This is a genomic window from Spirosoma panaciterrae DSM 21099, from assembly GCF_000374025.1.
GTDB lineage: Bacteria > Bacteroidota > Bacteroidia > Cytophagales > Spirosomataceae > Spirosoma > Spirosoma panaciterrae.
Genome location: NZ_KB893182.1, coordinates 110,537 through 128,662, shown reverse-complemented (window position 1 = coordinate 128,662; position 18,126 = coordinate 110,537). Strand labels below are relative to the sequence as shown.

General features: G+C 50.4%; 17 protein-coding genes. 12 read left to right on the top strand and 5 right to left on the bottom strand.

Annotated features, from left to right (window positions below):
* The first annotated feature begins 8 nt into the window (after nt 1-8).
* On the top strand, nt 9-1,613 hold the full coding sequence (locus tag B153_RS0113320; protein ID WP_211221673.1) for a S41 family peptidase: 1,605 nt from the start codon (nt 9-11) through the stop codon (nt 1,611-1,613).
* Nucleotides 1,614-1,801: 188 nt separating this feature from the next.
* Here B153_RS0113320 and B153_RS0113315 read toward each other — a convergent pair whose 3' ends face one another.
* The 4 genes from B153_RS0113315 to B153_RS0113300 are packed head-to-tail and all read right to left on the bottom strand — an operon-like array spanning nt 1,802 to nt 6,150.
* Nucleotides 1,802-2,440, bottom strand: a complete 639-nt coding sequence (locus B153_RS0113315) for a DUF6134 family protein (protein WP_020597218.1) — start codon at nt 2,438-2,440, stop codon at nt 1,802-1,804.
* On the bottom strand, nt 2,437-3,987 hold the full coding sequence (locus B153_RS0113310; protein WP_020597217.1) for a 4Fe-4S binding protein: 1,551 nt from the start codon (nt 3,985-3,987) through the stop codon (nt 2,437-2,439). Before B153_RS0113310 ends, B153_RS0113315 begins: the two co-directional genes overlap by 4 nt.
* Before the next feature lie 12 nt (nt 3,988-3,999).
* Nucleotides 4,000-5,373, bottom strand: a complete 1,374-nt coding sequence (locus B153_RS0113305) for an NAD(P)/FAD-dependent oxidoreductase (protein ID WP_020597216.1) — start codon at nt 5,371-5,373, stop codon at nt 4,000-4,002.
* Between the two features lie 21 nt (nt 5,374-5,394).
* Entirely contained in the window at nt 5,395-6,150 is a 756-nt protein-coding gene (locus B153_RS0113300; protein ID WP_020597215.1) for a DUF547 domain-containing protein, read from the bottom strand.
* 130 nt (nt 6,151-6,280) lie between these two features.
* Between B153_RS0113300 and B153_RS0113295 the strand changes: the two genes are divergently transcribed.
* The 6 genes from B153_RS0113295 (at nt 6,281) to arsS (ending at nt 11,615) form a co-directional block, all read left to right on the top strand.
* The gene (locus B153_RS0113295) at nt 6,281-7,387 is read left to right on the top strand and encodes a BamA/TamA family outer membrane protein (protein WP_020597214.1); all 1,107 of its coding nucleotides are present in this window, start codon (nt 6,281-6,283) and stop codon (nt 7,385-7,387) included.
* Between the two features lie 76 nt (nt 7,388-7,463).
* Nucleotides 7,464-8,156, top strand: coding sequence for a TIGR04283 family arsenosugar biosynthesis glycosyltransferase (locus tag B153_RS0113290; RefSeq protein WP_020597213.1), 693 nt, complete (start codon nt 7,464-7,466; stop codon nt 8,154-8,156).
* Nucleotides 8,156-9,166 (top strand): NAD-dependent epimerase/dehydratase family protein, encoded by a 1,011-nt coding sequence (locus B153_RS0113285; RefSeq protein ID WP_020597212.1) that lies wholly within the window; start codon nt 8,156-8,158, stop codon nt 9,164-9,166. The genes B153_RS0113290 and B153_RS0113285 overlap by 1 nt, the downstream gene beginning before the upstream one ends.
* Nucleotides 9,150-10,079, top strand: coding sequence for an SDR family oxidoreductase (locus tag B153_RS0113280; RefSeq protein ID WP_020597211.1), 930 nt, complete (start codon nt 9,150-9,152; stop codon nt 10,077-10,079). Before B153_RS0113285 ends, B153_RS0113280 begins: the two co-directional genes overlap by 17 nt.
* 67 nt (nt 10,080-10,146) lie before the next feature.
* Complete coding sequence (locus B153_RS0113275) at nt 10,147-10,479, top strand: arsenosugar biosynthesis-associated peroxidase-like protein (protein ID WP_020597210.1); 333 nt, start codon at nt 10,147-10,149, stop codon at nt 10,477-10,479.
* Nucleotides 10,480-10,568: 89 nt separating this feature from the next.
* A complete protein-coding gene (gene arsS, locus B153_RS0113270) occupies nt 10,569-11,615 on the top strand; it encodes an arsenosugar biosynthesis radical SAM (seleno)protein ArsS (protein ID WP_020597209.1) in 1,047 nt (348 codons plus the stop codon).
* 1 nt (nt 11,616) lies between these two features.
* Here arsS and B153_RS0113265 read toward each other — a convergent pair whose 3' ends face one another.
* On the bottom strand, nt 11,617-12,438 hold the full coding sequence (locus B153_RS0113265) for a purine-nucleoside phosphorylase (protein ID WP_020597208.1): 822 nt from the start codon (nt 12,436-12,438) through the stop codon (nt 11,617-11,619).
* Nucleotides 12,439-12,534: 96 nt separating this feature from the next.
* Here B153_RS0113265 and B153_RS0113260 point away from each other — a divergent pair, with 96 nt between their 5' ends.
* The 5 genes from B153_RS0113260 to B153_RS0113240 all read left to right on the top strand — a co-directional run bounded on the left by B153_RS0113260 (nt 12,535) and on the right by B153_RS0113240 (nt 18,088).
* Nucleotides 12,535-13,137 (top strand): TIGR04282 family arsenosugar biosynthesis glycosyltransferase, encoded by a 603-nt coding sequence (locus tag B153_RS0113260; protein ID WP_020597207.1) that lies wholly within the window; start codon nt 12,535-12,537, stop codon nt 13,135-13,137.
* A gap of 40 nt (nt 13,138-13,177) precedes the next feature.
* Nucleotides 13,178-13,870: a glycosyltransferase family 2 protein gene (locus B153_RS0113255; protein WP_020597206.1), complete on the top strand. Its 693-nt coding sequence runs from the start codon at nt 13,178-13,180 to the stop codon at nt 13,868-13,870.
* 43 nt (nt 13,871-13,913) lie between these two features.
* Complete coding sequence (locus tag B153_RS0113250) at nt 13,914-15,470, top strand: glycosyltransferase (RefSeq protein WP_020597205.1); 1,557 nt, start codon at nt 13,914-13,916, stop codon at nt 15,468-15,470.
* Nucleotides 15,467-16,846, top strand: coding sequence for an MptA/MptB family glycosyltransferase (locus B153_RS0113245; protein WP_020597204.1), 1,380 nt, complete (start codon nt 15,467-15,469; stop codon nt 16,844-16,846). Before B153_RS0113250 ends, B153_RS0113245 begins: the two co-directional genes overlap by 4 nt.
* A 156-nt stretch (nt 16,847-17,002) precedes the next feature.
* Complete coding sequence (locus tag B153_RS0113240) at nt 17,003-18,088, top strand: aldose 1-epimerase family protein (protein ID WP_020597203.1); 1,086 nt, start codon at nt 17,003-17,005, stop codon at nt 18,086-18,088.
* Nucleotides 18,089-18,126: the final 38 nt, after the last annotated feature.

Sequence of the window (18,126 nt, the reverse complement as noted above, 5' to 3'; positions counted from 1 at the left end):
TGCCCGTTATGCTACAGACTGGTCCCTTACTGGCTCAACCCACCTTACCGTTAATCAAGGCGAACTCCACTCAGGTACGGATCAAAGATGGGTATGTCATACGGGAAGGTATCTGGACGGTGTCACCCCAACTAAAGCCGGATACGTACACGGCCTTAGAGCCCTTTACCAATAAAACGATTACCTTTTATACCGATATTGACTCGATTGCTTTCTCGGTCAAACCGGGTCATCAGTATGCCTTTAACATTTTACTCCACGGAAAAGATACGTGCCTGACTCAAATCGTCGTTGGGAATGCCCCTAACGGTTTGACTACGACGGCCCAAGCTGAGTTGCCCTTGCCTACTGAACAACTAGCCATGGATTTTGTGGTTTTTCGAGACTACCTGAAAAACGAACACCCCGGCTTATATCGCTATCAGCCAAAAGAAAAAATAGATAAGTTGCTGGACAGCTGCCTGCTGTCCATTGATCGCCCCCTGACAAGCAGTGAGTTTGCTAAAAAAATTCTGTTCAGCATTAGTCATATTCAGGATGGCCATACAGGGACTACCTTTACGGGTGCTTTAGTGAGACGGTATCAGGAGTCAACCAAACTGTTTCCAATCGATCTTTACTTTGCTGGCGATAAAGCGTTTATCGTCTGTAGTAATTCCGGTCAAGTTGAGGTAGGCAGTGAACTGCTCTCGATTAATAACCGATCAATTACTTCGATCAAACACGAATTGTTTTCGTATTTGCCTTCGGATGGCAGCATTCAGACCAAAAAAATCCACACGTTAAACAACGGCGCTTTTCCTTTTTTGTATAAATGGATTATTGGCCACGGTGATTCCCTAGCAATCGATTATAAACCAAGTGATCAGCCCGTAAGATCGGCAACGATTGGAGCTGAGTTGGTTAAAAATTTTACCTGTACGTTCGATAGACGGGCATCGACGGGTAAACTGCTGGATTTAAGCTTCCCGCGACCGAATGTGGCCCTGATGACGATAACCACGTTTGATGAACCTAGACTCAGCAATGCAAATCTTGATTTTAGAGCGTTTCTTCGAAGCTCTTTTGCAGAACTCAACAAAACTAAACCGGCTACTTTAATCCTGGCCCTACGCAACAATGCGGGTGGATTAGATGAATATGGTGCCTTACTTTATTCGTATTTAGCCGAAGGTCCATTCAATTACTTTACCTCTGTTGAATCTACGCATAAAAAATCGACGGAGGCAGAAAATCACTTATTGAAACGTCAGTTAGTCCAGGAGTCTACCTTCAAAGGGGACGTTTATATCCTGATTAATGGGTTATCGTTTTCAACGACGGCGGAGTTCTGTGCGATTACTAGAAGTCACGGAAGAGCGCGGTTTATTGGCGAAGAAACTGGGGGAGGCTACTACGGAAACACGTCGGGCCAACTGCTAAAAATAGAATTGCCCCATAGTAAACTAAATGTGCTAATTCCCCGATTCAAGTATGTAAATGCCGTCAAACCAATCCTCTATCCAGATCGGGGTATACTGCCGGATTATGAGATTATTCCAACAGTTAATGACTTGCTAACGAAGCGGGATGTTCAACTACAATACTGCCTGGATTTACTCCAAAAGAAATAGCCATCCATAGCTGATTTTTGGGGTGATGTACCTTGCAAGCTCTTGATTGGCATTATACTGTGACTTTGTAACTCCCTTTTTACATTCTCAGTAAATGCTCCGTTCGTACTACACGGAATTAATCATAAGTGACAGATTTTGAACGAAAAGGCAAAACTACCCGTGATTTTCCAGTAGCCTCTTATACTTCATTTCCCGATGGGCCGAATAATGAAGTTTTTCAACGAATTTTTCTTGATGATCTTTACGAGTTGCCCGTTTTCGTAGTGGTATTCATCTTCCCGGTCATTCAACTTAGCCTGATAGGTTCCTTTTGCGGAGGAGGTCAGTGTAAAATAATCGCCGAAATATTCCGAATAGGCCCGATTTCGATTCGTTGGCTCTGAGAAGAACATATCCGTAACCGTATAATCGATACGCCGGGTTTCGGTAGCGTTGTGCGTGTATTTATATTGGTTGGCAGCAATCTCATAATGGTCGCCTTTCCACTCGGTCCGGGACGAGAAATCCCCCCGATTCGTATGGGCTTCGACCGTAGACCGCATTAATTTGCCTTGCTGAACCAGGCTGATGACTTTATAGTAGATTTTGATCTTGTAAACCAGAAAATTGACTTTTACGTCGCTGATCAGGGTATAAATCACATTTTGTTTATCGCGTTGCTGCCGATTAACGGTCATCGTACCCACTTTAATTCCGGCCACTTCAATCGCATATTCTTTTGTGCGCGCTGTATCGGCCGGAGTATTTTGTCCATAGCCCGTCAGTGTCAGCCCCATCCATACGACAAGGCTGATCAGCCCCGTTCGAAAGTAATCTACGTTCATGGTTGAATACGAAAACTGTTATTTCCCAGCAAAATTGGGCCAGGATTGGTGTTTCGGGTGGTTACTGAATCCGTTTCCAGATTTAAAACACCCCGTGGGCAAACAGCTGAACAAATACCACATCCGACGCAGGACGAGCGTACGATATCCTGTCCCCGCTGTGCATACCAGCGCACGTCGATACCCATTTCGCAGTAGGTCGAGCAGTTGCCGCAGGAAATGCATTGACCGCCATTTGTCGTGATGCGGAATCGGGATTTAAAGCGTTGAACCAGCCCCAGGTAAGCCGCCAGCGGACAGCCAAACCGGCACCAGACGCGGCTCCCGAAAACGGGATAGAATCCAGTGCCCAATACCCCTGCAAAAATAGCCCCGATAGCAGACCCGTATACCGAACGGATACCATAGGAATCCAGAAATCCGAATAGTGACGGTTGCCCACTCCAGTAGGTGTATAGCACCAATGCCGTCATCACAACCGCAAATACAAGTACCGAATGCACCATAATACGCTCCAGCTTCCAGACAACCAGCCGCTTATCGGATAGCTGTCGGTACGGATCGCCCAGGGTTTCGGCCAGACCACCGCAGCCACATACCCACGAGCAGTACCAGCGTTTGCCGTAAAAATACGTCAGGATCGGCACACCCAGCATCCAGAGAGCCGTTCCCCAGACGAGCAGAAAGATGCCAAACGTACCCGCCTTTATCTTTTCGTCGATTCGGTAATCGAAATAAAAACTATAATCCAGCGGCCACATATTTTTCAAATCCTGCGCGGGCTGATGAAAAAAAGCGAGCAATTCAGGAATCAGAAACGCAAAGACCACCTGGAAAAACATAACCGAAAGCGTGCGCAGTTGTTGGTAGCGGCTATGTCGGTACTTAACCATCATCCGCACGCCCATTACCAGAATCACCAGCGTGTACAGCGTCCCATATACGAACCACTGGCTGGCGGGCCCACCGTTCAGTAATTGGCTCAGTGGGTCGAACAGCAACACCCAATTGGTCATGTATTCTGGAAAAAAATAGAGCAGGACGTAGAACCCAATCAGAAAACCACACACCACGACACCAATCCAGCCCCGGTTGGTTGCCGGGTCCTGATAGATGCCATTGTTTTTTATACCGGGCAACGCCCGTTGAGCTGGTAAAATATAAAGCAGGGCTCCGCCAACACACAGCAATAGAATCAGCCAGAAAAACAGTTGGCTATTATCCGAAAAAAAGCCAGTGCTGGCGGCTTTCGTTACCGGAAAAGCATAATCATGAATAAAACGACTAGTCTCATTACGCTGCTTATAGCCTTCATTAAGCCGGGCAATGGCAGCCCGAAAATCCCCGACAAATCCGACCGACGACCCGTACACCTTTCCCTGCATGGATGCCGTAGCCATTCGGACAGCCGCTAACTGCTCCTTATTGATGGTTTGGCTCAGGACCTTGTCTGTCAATACATACCGGCTCAGGGGAAGGGTGGCTATAAAAAGCGCAAATCCGATCAGAAAAGCGGTGAGACCAATGCGTTGCCCGGTAGTTTGCATAGTGATAACGGATTAATGCGTAGTTGAAAATAACCGCCTAAACCACCCCTTTCGGCGGTTCGGCGATCCGGCAGGAGTGTGCCCGGCCAGTTGGTCGGTGTAGAATTCTGAAAATTCGGGATTGAAATCGGCCTGCCGAAACTGACTCAGTACATTCTCGACAGGGGTACGCTGCTGAATCCAGTGTTCGCAGACAGCCTGACGCAACCGTAGCCCAAAGGCATGGATACCAACAACGGATTGGTCAGTTTTCCGGTAGTTGATGCGCAGACACTGCTCACCAGCCGGATGCTCCCAGTAATAGGTTTGTTCGTCGTCGGTAAGTTGGGCGTTCAGGGTTCCATAGGTCTGGTATTCGATGTCGAAGAATTTGGCCGAGTTGAAAAAGACACCCGGTCGGTAAGCCGTTCGCGAGCCGCAAATCGTTCGGGCCAGGGTTTCACCGTGCATCCGACTCGTATACCAGATTTGTTCGATGGGTTTGCGCAAAGCTCCGTCTGTACCCACTATGGGTTGCCGGAATTCGTTGCAATCGCCAATGGCATACACATCGGCTACGTTGGTTTCGAAATACTCGTTGACCAAAACCCCTTTCCCCAGTTCAATTCCTGAGTTTTTCAGAAAGGCTACGTTCGGTGTGACACCGATACCCAGGCCCACAAACTGGCAGGGAATTTCTTCGCCTGCTTTCGTCACGACCGCCCGCACCCGACCCGATGCATCCGCCGAACGCGGCCCGGCCGGGCCACGCCAGGCCAGAATTTCTTTTAGCTCGGTTTCAAGCCGGAGATCGATGCCATGCCGGAGCAAATGACGACCGATCAACTTACCTTCTTCGGCGGGCAACGTCGAACTCCAGTAGTGGGGATCGCGGACCAGCATCGTTACGGCAATGTGTCGGGATCGGAGCATTTCGGCCAGCTCGACACCAATGAGTCCACCACCCACGACTACCGCCCGGTCGATGCCCGTAGTGAATTGCTCCATCCGCTCCAGATCGGGCAGCCCATATAGCCCCTGTACACCCGAAGCGGTAAGACCAGGCCAGTCGAACGTAGTCGACACCGAGCCGGTAGCTACCACCAGTACGTCGTAATCGAGCCATTTTCCATCAGCCAGCCGGATCCGCTTCGTCGACGTATCGACCTGCTCGACGTATCCCTGTAGCAGGTCGATACGGTTTTTGGCCCAGAAACCGTCTTCGTAGGGCTTCGTGTGCGCGTAGGTCATGTGCCCCATGTAGATGTACATGAGCGCGGTTCGCGAGTAAAAATGCTCGGATTCAGCCGAAATGACCGTTATCCCTACTCTGGAATCCTGCTGGCGGACATGCCGGGCGGTTGTGATACCGGCAATGCCGTTTCCGATGATGATCAGGTGCTTCATAACCGCCCGTTTCAACAGTGATTACTGCTCGTTGAGATTCCAGTTGTAATCCAGGAACTCGATGTCGGTCTTATCTGAAATTTTTGTATTGGAATATTTATTGACCCATTTCACGACCGACTGCCCATTCTTGGTCCAGTCGCCTTTATACCAGTTGAAGTAGTTCGACAGTTGGGCTTCGTCTTTACCGATTTTATTCTTGCTCGGATTATTCAGAAAATCGCGTCCCTGATCGTCCATTTGGGCATCCAGTTTATCGGCTGTATACGCTTCATTCCGAAGGCGGGGGCACGAAATGGACGCACAGACCAGGGTAAAGTGAATACGGGGGTCGTTAAATTTTTTGCGCAGAATGCCATGCTCGATGTTATCGAGGCTCATTTTTTCGCCACCGATCGTAAAAAACTTGGCAGCCCAGGGCGTAGTCACAAACGGAATCTTGATTTTGGAGCCAATGTCCTTGATGCTTTTTACGGGATAATGGTCGAGAATGAGCCGAATCGTGTACGCATTGTAGGCATTGATCCAGAAAGCCATCTGCTCATTTTTGCTCCACGAAGCCGCCGGAGGATTTTTACTAAGCGTAGCCAGATAGTCGTTCAAGGCTTTCTCATCCGATTTAAAGCCTTTGTAATTGACCAGACCTTTTTCGTTGACGTACTTTTTCAGCAATCGGTCATAGGCGCTGTGATCGACAGGCGCTACTACTGGTTCGGTGAAGGCCGAGGTTAGCAGGCATACCAATCCAACCAGCAGGAATTTATACGTGGGGTGCATTGTCATAATTCAGTTCAACTTTTGCTATACAGAGATATACGGCCCAATCTACCGAATGGTTTTAATATTCATGAATTCAAACCCTGTCGACACTCTTTTCGTATGATACGGTAAGCAACTCAACTTTTCAATGCTCTTTTCGTCGCTGGTAACTGCCTTATTGATTTCCCCTCCGCCCGACAGTGTTCCAAAGGCGTTCAGTATCTTACCCCTTCCACTCGTTTATTATACACCCGAAACCCGGGTGGCGTATGGGGCAGCGGCCACAGCTACGTTCCGTTTTAAGCGCGATATGGCCTTCTTGCGATCCGATTCGTCCGGGCGGGCCAGAGCCTCCATTCGTCCGTCGCAGGTTACGCTGGGCTTTGCCTATACCCAGAACAAGCAAATCCTGTTTTACCTGCCTTTTCAGATTTTTTACGACCGCGACAACTATTACATCAATGGCGAGGCTGGGTATTATCGCTACAATTATTATTTCTATGGCGTTGGCCAGCAGGAAGTTCCCCGTGAGTTATACGGCGTAAACTTCCCGCGTATACGGATCAATGCCTTCCGGCGTATCAGTCCCAATATAAGTCGAGGAAAGCTCTATGCTGGGATTCGGTATCAATACGAAGATTATCAGGTAACTAGCGTCGAGCCGGGCGGGTTGCTGGCGTCGGGTTCCGTAGCTGGCGGATTGGGCAGTCGTTTGTCGGGGGCTGGACTCGGCTTGTTTTATGATTCACGTAATGTCATTTTCTTTCCCTCCAAAGGCGTTGTAGCCGACATTGCGTATCTGGCTCATAATCAGGTGTTGGGCGGCAATGTCCGCTTCGACCGCTATACTGCCGATGTATCGTCCTATCATTCATTGAGCGATCATGCAATCTTAGCGGTCAATTATTTCGTAAGTTTTACAACGGGCGAGGCTCCCTTCAATGCCCTGTCATTGCTGGGAGGCACCAAACGAATGCGGGGCTATTACGAAGGTCGCTACCGCAACCAGAATGTAGCCTTACTTCAGAGTGAACTCCGGTTCGATCTGTACAAACGGTTGGGGGGCGTGGTTTTCGGAGCCGCTGGTATTCTGGGAGATGCGCAATCATGGCTACGAGTTAATGAGCCCAAAGTGGCCTACGGAGCCGGATTGCGCTTTACCATGAACCGTCGCGACCATCTTAACATCCGGTTGGATTACGGGATGGGACGGCAGTCGAGCGGTTTTTATCTAACCATTGGAGAGGCTTTTTAACGGAAAAGAAGCTTCCCGTCTGGAGGGTTTGTCAGAGGCTGATAAAAACCCTATTTTGCTTACTTATCAATTGCCAATGACGTTTAGCATTATCATTCCCACCTACAACGAAGCCCAGGCAATTGGCCGGTTAGTTCAGAATTTGCTGACACTCGGGGGAAGTTCTTTACTGGAGGTTTTGGTGATTGATGCCGCAAGCCCTGATGGTACGGCTGAGGTGGCCAGACAGGCGGGTGCTGTAGTCAGGCAATCGCCCAAGCCGGGCCGGGCGGCTCAGATGAATTTCGGGGCTACGCTGGCCAAAGGGGACGTTCTGTATTTTGTCCATGCCGACGTCGGTATTAACCCTGATTTTGTTGCAGATATTGAGCAGGCCGTAAAAGCGGGTTATGAAGCGGGTTGTTATCGGTTTCGGTTCAATTCGGACAAAATCATGCTCCGGTTCAACAGTTATGGAACCCGTTTTCCGGGGATTATGAGTCGCGGGGGCGATCAGACTCTATTCATAACCCGTGCGCTATTTGACCGATTGGGCGGCTTCGATGAATACTACACCATCATGGAGGATTTTGACATCATCATCCGGATTCGGAAAGTTGCCCGGTTTTGTATCATCCCGAAAGACGTACTGGTATCGGCCCGAAAATACGACACCAATAGCTGGTTCCGTGTACAAATAGCCAACCTAACCGCTTTTTCGCTGTTCTTTATGAACGTGTCGCCCGGTCGGATTGCCCGCACTTATAAAGCCATGCTGAATTATCGTTGATGAAAACAACCGTACTACTAACCGGAGCCAATGGTTTTCTGGGGGCTAATCTGACCCGCGAACTGCTGGCACGTCGATACCGGGTTAGGGTACTCGTTCGGCATCAACAGCGCTGCCCGACGCTGGCGGGTCTGCCTATTGAGTGGTTTGAAGGTGATGTTTTAGATGTTCGGTCGTTGCAAACAGCAGTGGCAGGTTGTGACGCGGTTATTCACGCAGCAGCTCAGGCTCAGGTGAACCCGGCCCGAAATCCGGTGGTATGGGCCGTGAATCAGACCGGAACCGAAAACATGATTGAAGCAGCCCGGCAGGGCAGCGTTCAACGATTCGTTTATGTTGGAACGGCCAACGTTTTTGGGTTCGGGACAAAGCAACAACCGGGCGATGAAACGTATCCGTTTGCGGGAAAGCGATACGGCTCCGATTACATCGACAGTAAACGGGCGGCTACTGATCGGGTTCAGGAAGCGGTTCAACGGGGTAGTCTTCCCGCCATTCTGGTGCATCCGACCTTTATGCTGGGCGGATTTGATGCCAAACCGACGTCTGGGCAAATGCTTCTGGAACTCTATCGAGGGCGCGTGGTGGGTTACCCAGCCGGTGGAAAAAATTATGTTCACGTACGCGACGTAGCAGTAGCCACGGTCAATGCCCTGATGCAGGGACGATTGGGGGAGTCGTATATACTAGGAAATTCAAACATGAGTTATCAGGAAGCGTTTCAACTAATAGCGCAACGCATGGGGGTAGCCCCTCCGCGCTGGCCCATTCCACCCGGCCTGGCCAGGCTGTATGGTATCGGTTGCGACGCTTTTGCCAAACTAACCCGTCGTCCGGGAAGGCTAAATTCAGCCATGATTGCCGTAGCGAACGATGGTCATTATTTCAGTTCGCAGAAAGCCATTACCGAACTGGGACTACCCCAAACGCCGATTGAAGAAGCCATAGACGAAGCCTTCAACTGGTTTACACAACATAACTACCTTACTCAACGTGCTCGAACTAACTAAGCCCATCACATCAACGGAACCTGTAGACCTACAAACGTCGGCTTTACCCACTGCTGTTTCGGAGGCCTCGAAAAAGCGTAAATCCGGGGTAGTAACTCCTACAGGGCCGTTTGCTGGAAAAGTTGCCATTGTGACCGGTTCGGAATCGGGCATTGGTAAAGCTACAGCGCGGGCATTGGGCAAAGCTGGGGCGAAGGTGATTTTAAACGGACGCACAACGGAGCGTTTGGCACAAACAGAAGATGAGCTGCTTGACGAGGGCCTGGACGTCGTGAGTTGCCTGGCCGATGTAACCTGCTTCGACGACTGCGAACGGTTGATTGCAACCGCTATCGACAATTTCGGGCAGTTGGATATTCTGATCACGAACGCCAGTATTTCGATGCGGGCTTACTTTGCGGATATGACTCCCGACGTATTCCGGCAGGTGCTCGATAGCAACGTGTATGGAACGGTATATCCGTTGAAAGCCGCTTTACCGCATCTAACCAAAACTAAGGGCGTCGTTACGTTCATTTCATCCATCTCGGCGCTGAATGGCATGCCCAGCGGCTCCGCTTATTGTGCCGGAAAAGCAGCCGTGGCTAATTTAGCTCATACGCTACGTCTCGAACTGGCTCATACAAGTATTCAGATTGGTGTCGTACACATAGGGTTCACGCAGAATGATCCAGACAAACGCGTACTCGATGCAACGGGCCGGCCTGTACCCATTGCGCATCGGCCTCCCCGCTGGCAGAAAAGTCAGGCCGACGTTGCCCGGATCATTCTCAATCATATTCGGCGACGTCGGCAACGGACCGTGATTTCGGCACTGGGAAGATTGATCGTGCTGGTTCATACACACCTGCCCCGCCTAGGCGACTGGATTGTGCTCACCACGACCCGAAGACTCCGGCACTTTTATGAGTGAAATCTATTTTTAGCTTGTTCTCGTATTCATATTAACTTAATTCAGCCGGTGCACCGGCCCGATCCCTATGCAGACCTATTATAATCCTGAAGACCTCAAGAAGTTTGGCAAAATTGGTGAGTTTCAGAAAGAACTGGCCGACAAGTTTTTTTCGTACTACGGTTCTGTTTTTGCGGAAGGTGCTCTGACAGCCCGCGAGAAATCACTGATTGCCCTGGCGGTTTCGCATACGGTGCAATGCCCTTATTGTATTGATGCCTACACATCCGATACGCTCGAAAAAGGCTGTTCGGAAGCCGAAATGATGGAAGCCGTCCACGTAGCAGCCGCCATTCGTGGCGGGGCTTCGCTGGTGCACGGCGTCCAAATGATGAACAAAGCCAAAGAATTATCGATGTAATAAAAGAGTGAAAGAGCGAAAGAATGAAAGAGCGAAAGCCATCCGGCAGCCCGCTCTTTCGCTCATTCACTCTTTCGCTCATTATGCTTATGAAATCACTTAAAGCCAGTGGGCATCAGTTAGCCAACGTTGACGTACAACTGCAAACGCTGCAAAGCGAAGTGGCCGATACGTTGCAATTACCCCTATTTCACCAGAAACTTCAAACCGCTGGACTGTTTCCGCTAAGCACCGTTGAACCGGCTGTTTTTCAGATCAATCTGGGAAAAATGTGTAATCAGGTTTGTCGGCATTGCCATGTCGATGCGGGTCCCGACCGGAAGGAAATCATGACCCGCGAAACCATGCAGGCTTGTCTGGATGCGCTGGCCCAAACGAACATTCCCACGGTCGATCTAACGGGGGGCGCACCAGAAATGAATCCAAATTTCCGCTGGTTCGTAGAAGAGGTTCGGAAGCTGGGCCGGAAGGTCATGGTACGTTGCAATCTGACGATCATCGTGGCCAACCCTAAATACAATGACTTGCCTGATTTCTTTCGGCAGCACGAGGTTGAGGTCGTTAGTTCATTGCCCTTTTACAATGCCGACAAAACCGACCGTCAGCGCGGGAAAGGCGTTTTTGAAGACTCTGTTCGGGCGTTACGTATGCTGAACGCGGTGGGCTATGGTCAGCCCGATACGGGTCTGCTGCTGAATCTGGTCTATAATCCGAATGGCGCTTTTCTGCCGGGTTCGCAGGAGAGTTTGAAACGACAGTTCAAGCGGGTTTTGCAGGATGAGTTTGGGATTCAGTTCAATGATCTGTACGCCATTACCAACATACCGATCAGTCGATTCCTGGATTACCTGATTTCGTCCGGTAACTACGACGGCTACATGGAAAAACTGGTCAATGCATTCAATCCCGTAGCGGCTGCTGGCGTCATGTGCCGAAATACCCTGTCTATCAGCTGGGATGGGTTTATTTACGACTGTGATTTTAACCAGATGCTCGATTTAAAAGTAGCCAGTCCAGTCCAGCACGTAGCGGATTTCGACCTGACTACCTTAAATCAGCGCTCGATAGTTATCAATCAGCATTGCTACGGTTGCACCGCCGGGGCGGGGTCCAGTTGCGGAGGCACAACCGCCTGATTTATAACCGACTGACCAACGACCGCATCAGACGAGTAAGATGGGGCTCTGCGGTACCCGCAGCGGCTATGATTTTTTGAATGTCGGCTTTTTCCAGAGTTTCGGGTATGCACATGTCTGTGATGACGGATACGCCAAAAACGGCCATTCCCATCTGATTGGCTACGATCACTTCCGGCACAGTCGACATACCCACGGCATCGGCTCCCCACTGGCGGAGCATTCGGTATTCAGCCCGGGTTTCGAGTTGTGGCCCCGTTACGCTGACGTAGACCCCTCGCTGGAGACGAATGCCCAGTTCATCGGCAATAGCAAATGCCTGATCAGCCAGGGCTTTGCTGTAGGGTTCACTCATGTCGGGAAAACGGTCGCCAAATTCGGGAGGGTTTGGCCCTACCAGCGGGTTTTGAGGAAGCAGCAAACTGATGTGGTCGTCGATGACCATCAAATCTGTCGTTTGAAAAGCGGGATTCAGGCCACCAGCTGCGTTGGAGACCAGCAGCGTTCGAACGCCCAGGGCGTGCATGACCCGTACCGGAAACGTAATTTGCTGCATGGAATAGCCTTCATAAAAATGAAACCGTCCCTGCATCACTACCACAGGTTTGTCGCCAAGCGTACCCAGCAGCAACTTCCCCGAGTGAAACTCAACCGTCGACAGTGGGAAATGAGGAATGGATTCGTAGGGTAAGGTCATTTCGATGGTTAGCTCCTGCGCCAGCGCGCCAAGACCTGTTCCCAGAATGATCCCGATTTGGGGGGTAAGCTGCGTTTTCGATTGAATAAACTGGGTGGTCTGCTGAACCTGTTCAAGTATGGTCATAAATGAGAGTAGGCTATCTTTTTTGCAAGATAATCGTTGAAAATTAATCACACGATTTCATTAACCGATTGTTCGCTTGTTTCGTTATCAGTATTCATGACACCAGAGCAACTGATTGTATTTGTCAAAAATCCCATTCCGGGTCAGGTGAAAACCCGCATTGCCCGAACGGTGGGTGATGCGAAAGCGTTGGACGTATACCAGCATTTACTGACGTACACCCAAACGTTGGCATCTGATTTCAGGGAATGTTGCGCGGTGTATTACGGCGATTTTGTGAATGCCGATGATGGCTGGAATCCATTTGTCAAGTATCAGCAATCTGGGGCGGATCTGGGCGAGCGTATGCATCATGCGTTTGCGGAACAATTTAGAGCCGGGGCCGGAAAAGTGGTTATCATTGGCAGCGACTGTTTTGATCTAACGCCCAGCCATATTCATACTGCGTTTGCCACACTCGATACCGTAGACGTGGTTATCGGGCCAGCTACCGACGGCGGGTATTATTTGCTGGGCATGAATCAGCTTCAGCCTTTTTTATTTCAGGATATGCCCTGGAGCCAGCCCGAACTAAGGCAGTTGACCGAATTGGCGATTATGCAGCATGGACTAACCTTCGCCCAACTCGATGAACTAACCGACATTGACGAATGGGCTGATTATGAAGCTTATCTTCTGAAAACAGGCCAGCCGTTATGATCCGTGCAATATACTTTTCGCCCTCACTACCCCACTCCGTTTGAACCCGCCAATTATCGTCGTTATTATTCCCGCCTTCAACGAGGAAAATTCTGTTGGGCAGGTGATCCGTGAAATACCCGCTGAACTTGTACAGGAAGTTATTGTCGTCAATAACAACTCCAACGATCAGACCGCTGTGGAAGCCTCCCGCGCGGGCGCTACCGTACTGGACGAGCCCATTCAAGGATACGGGCGAGCGTGTTTGCGGGGTATTGCCTATGCGACACAACGTCAGCCCGTGCCCGACATCGTCGTTTTTCTGGATGCTGACTATTCCGATTTTCCGGCTGAACTACCCCGCGTCGTTGCACCGATTCTGGAGCAAAACGCTGATTTAGTGATCGGTTCACGCGCGTTGGGGAATCGGCAACGGGGTTCCATGACCCCGCAACAGCTCTTCGGAAACTGGCTGGCTACCCGGCTGCTGCGTAGATTGTATGGGGTACGATTTACGGATTTAGGCCCCTTCCGTGCCATTCGGTTCGATACGTTGTTGGCGCTGAACATGCAGGATAAAACCTACGGCTGGACCGTCGAAATGCAATTAAAAGCTGCCAAACTACGCTGTAAAACAACCGAAGTACCTGTGAGTTATCGAAGACGGATCGGGCACTCAAAAATTTCGGGCACGATCAAAGGGACGATACTGGCAGGCTACAAAATCCTGACCACCATTTTTAAGTACTGGTAGCAAGGCTCACCACCCCTACTGGTCCTGCGCTGACGTTGACCCAATGGAGCTATTCATTTTCGTCCTGTACAACCTGCTGATTGTTCTGATCGTACTGTTCAGTATTGGTCAGTTGGGGCTTCTTGTGCGGTATCTATACGGTCGCTGGCGTCGCAGACATGAGGGCCTTCCGGCACCTGCTACACGCTGGGAACAATTACCTTCCCTTACGATTCAATTACCCATTTACAATGAGTTATACGTAGTGGAGCGACTGATCGATGCCATCGCTCAATTGCAGTATCCTCGGGACAGGTTGACCATTCAGATTCTGGACGATTCGACGGACGACACTACGTTGCTGATTGCCCAAAAAGTGGTTGCTTATCAGGCGGCAGGTCTTCCGTTCGTACACATCCGCCGACCCGACCGATCGGGTTTTAAGGCAGGAGCGTTAGCCTATGGCCTCACCCTGACCGACAGCGAGTACGTGGCTATTTTCGATGCCGATTTTCTACCTGAGCCCGATTTTCTATTACGCGTGCTTCCCAGTTTCACGCAGTCTGACATAGGCGTTGTTCAGACTCGCTGGTTGCATACCAATCAGCACAACTCGCTACTGACTCAGATTCAGGCTTTTGGGCTGAATGCGCACTTTCTTATCGAACAGTATGCTCGCTACGCCACCGGGCTCTTTTTAAATTTTAGTGGAACGGCCGGTATCTGGCGTCGTGAAGCGATACGAACCAGTGGCGGCTGGCAAGCGGATACGCTGACCGAAGATCTGGATTTGAGTTACCGGGCGCAGCTAACGAACTGGAAAATTGTTTACCGTGTCGATGTTGGGGTGCCCGCCGAACTGCCGATTACGATGGATGCGATTAAGTCGCAACAGTACCGTTGGATGAAAGGGCCAGCCGAATGCAGTCGGAAACTTCTGGGAAAGGTCTGGCAGAAATCAGGTATTTCAGTCCGCAAAAAAATACAGGCCTGTTTTCATTTGCTGAACAGTTCCCTGCTTGTACTTATTCTGAGTATGGCTGTGCTAAGCGTACCCGTGTTGTGGATTCACCATCGTCATCCCGACTGGGCTACCATCAGCCACCAACTATCGAATTTCTTTTTACTGGCGACCCTCATTTCAACCCTTTTTTACGGAATTGCCTACTATCAATCTGAAATCAGCCGTGAACCGACTGACCATGCGATAAATCCCTCTATTTTTAGCCGGGTGATCCGATTTTTCTGGCTCTTTCCCACCTTTATTTCCATCATGCTGGGTTTATCGCTACACAACAGTCTGGCCGTACTGGAAGGTCTTTTTGGGAAAAAGACCCCTTTCGTTCGCACGCCAAAATTCAATAGTACGACAAAGCCTGCCGACTGGACCACCAATGTTTACCTGAAGAAAGCGTTGCCCAAATCTGTTTTTTTAGAGATTGGGGTTGGGCTGTATTTTCTGGCAGGAATTGGTTTGGGCATGTACCTACGCGACTATTCCCTATGGATTCTGCACAGCCTGCTGGTGATTGGCTATGGATTCGTCGTTGGGTATACGCTGGTGCATAACTGGTCTGGAAAAGCGAACGTAGCACCGCCCATGACGGTTCTACAGCCATGATTACACCGTTTCGGATTGGCTGGCTGGCTCTTTCGCTAGCCCTGTTTACCCTGATCGGATACGGGCTTGTCCGGTCGCAATTCAATCTGCTGCTGCTGCTATACGGGCTTGCCTTCTGGGGCTACGTTCGGATTACCCGGCCGTTGTGGAGCCGATCAAACCAACCCGTACACACGTCTGTTTTTGCATCTGAGCCCGACCGATTTCTCTTTCTGGCGGCCGTTTTGTTTCGGCTTAGTTTACTAGCTGCTGTTCCTAACCTATCGGATGACTACGTTCGATTCGTCTGGGATGGGCGTCTGCTTGCCAACGGGTATAACCCGTATCTTTATTTGCCCAGCCAGATTATCCATACCCCTTTAGCGGCAACGGCCGGATTAACCGAGTCGTTGTACAAGAGCTTAAATTCGCCCAATTACTTCACCGTTTATCCTCCCGTCAATCAGGCATTGTTTGGCCTGGCCGCTTTGCTTTCGCCCGATACTTTACTGGGCAACCTGATTGGCTTACGTGTCCCGATTGTGCTGGCCGAAACGGGTACATTGTGGCTGCTGGTAACGCTTCTCAGAGGGTTCGGACAAAACCCCAATCTGGCTTTGCTTTACGGACTAAACCCCCTGGTAATTCTGGAACTGACCGGAAACATCCACTATGAGGCCGTGATGATTTTCTTCGCCCTTTTAGCCGTTTGGCTCTATCTGCAAAAACGCTGGGCAGTATCCGCAGGGGCATTCGCCTTAAGTATTGGCACAAAACTACTACCGCTGCTTTTTTTCCCACTGCTAATTCGATACCTGGGCTGGAAGCGTGGAATCAACTACGGAACAGGTACCCTGGCAATAGCCGGGTTGCTTTTTCTGCCGTTTATCAACACCCATCTGGTGGGAAATGTGTTGTCCAGCCTCGACCTGTATTTCCAGACGTTTGAATTCAACGCCAGTATCTATTATGTGATTCGGGCAGTTGGTTATGTGCTTACGGGGCATAGTATCATTCATGAAGCAGGCCCGTTCCTGTTCGTTCTCATTGCTTTTAGTACCCTAGTCATTGCCGTCTGGAAACCGCGCAGGGTATCGGCGCATACCCTTTCAACCCGAGTACTCCTTACGTTGAGTATCTACTGGTTGCTGGCCACAACGGTTCACCCCTGGTATATTACTACCCTATTGGCTGTAAGCCTGTTTGCCTCTTTACGGTATCCGTTTGTCTGGTCAGGGCTTGTTATACTGTCTTACGGAGCCTATCGAACTTATCCGTACAATGAGAATTTGCCGCTTGTCGGATTGGAATATGGATTACTGATTGGATTTGTGGTATACGAATGGCAACGATCAGAAAATGTTCCGACGGGTGATGGTAGCAGGGTTCAACCTTAACCTGATGTGTACTCCCTACGGCCGCCTAATCCATAGGCCCCATCCTAAAATAATGGCCGAAATGAGGCAACTGTAGCAAATTGGTTGGGTAGCTATGACTCTCCAGGGGCTTTTATGGCCAAGTAACGTATCCATTCACATTTACTTCGTTTTGTTTTGGCATCACAATCCTGGTATACTAAAATCTCGAACCCGGCACAGGTTGGCGGTATCGAAACGTCTGTTCTTGACAATGGGGCGGGTCGCGGAACCCGAATTGCCTGGATCAATACCGGAACCGGACTTCGGTATAAACTGGTCCTCGACCGAGCCATGGACATTGCCGATGCCTTTTATAATCAGCATAGCCTTGCCTGGCTAAGTCACTCCGGCATCACCTCACCCCAACCATTTACCGAACGAGGACTCGATTGGTTACGGACATTCAATGGAGGACTACTGACCACCTGCGGGCTCTCGCACGTAGGTGGGCCCGAACAGGATGCTTACGGCGAACGGGGGCTACATGGTCAGATCAGCAATATCCCGGCCACCATCGAATCGATCAGCCAGCCCGACCCGGCCAGGGGCAAACTGGATATGCATATTACCGGGCGAATGATGGAAACAAGGGTGTTCGGTCCTAGCCTGGAGTTGACCCGAACCATTTCCAGCACCCTCGGCCAACCCGTTATTCGTATTCATGATGAAGTCGTGAACCGGGCCAATACCCCCGCTCCCCATATGGTACTCTATCATTTTAACTTCGGCTGGCCGCTCGTCGACGAGGGGACCAAACTCTTGTGGCAGGGTCCCTGGCAGGCTCGTGAGGGCGGCATCAATGGCGAAATTTTTCGGGAAGGGTATGATTTCCGTACCTGCCCGGCTCCACTCGATAGCCATACCGGTACGGGCGAAGCCGTAGCCTTTATCGATGCCACGCCCGATCCGAACGGACAGTGCTGCGCCGGACTCTACAACCCTACACTAGGCATAGCCGTGGCCATGCGGTTTCAGAAAGCCGAGCTGCCCTGGCTCACCAACTGGCAGCACTGGGGCAAAGGCGAGTATGTTACGGGGATCGAACCCAGCACCCATCCACCCATTGGCCAGGCGAAGGCACGGGAACAGCAAACGCTTATTTTTTTAGAACCCGGCGAAAAGCGAACTTATACGGTAGAACTGGAAGTGCTCTTCCAACCCGAGCAAATTGACCAGTTGCTCAATCGTTTAGCCCAGGCGGATACACCTCCAATCGCATAAACCCCTCCTCGTATCGATAACGCACAGGACAAGCGTAC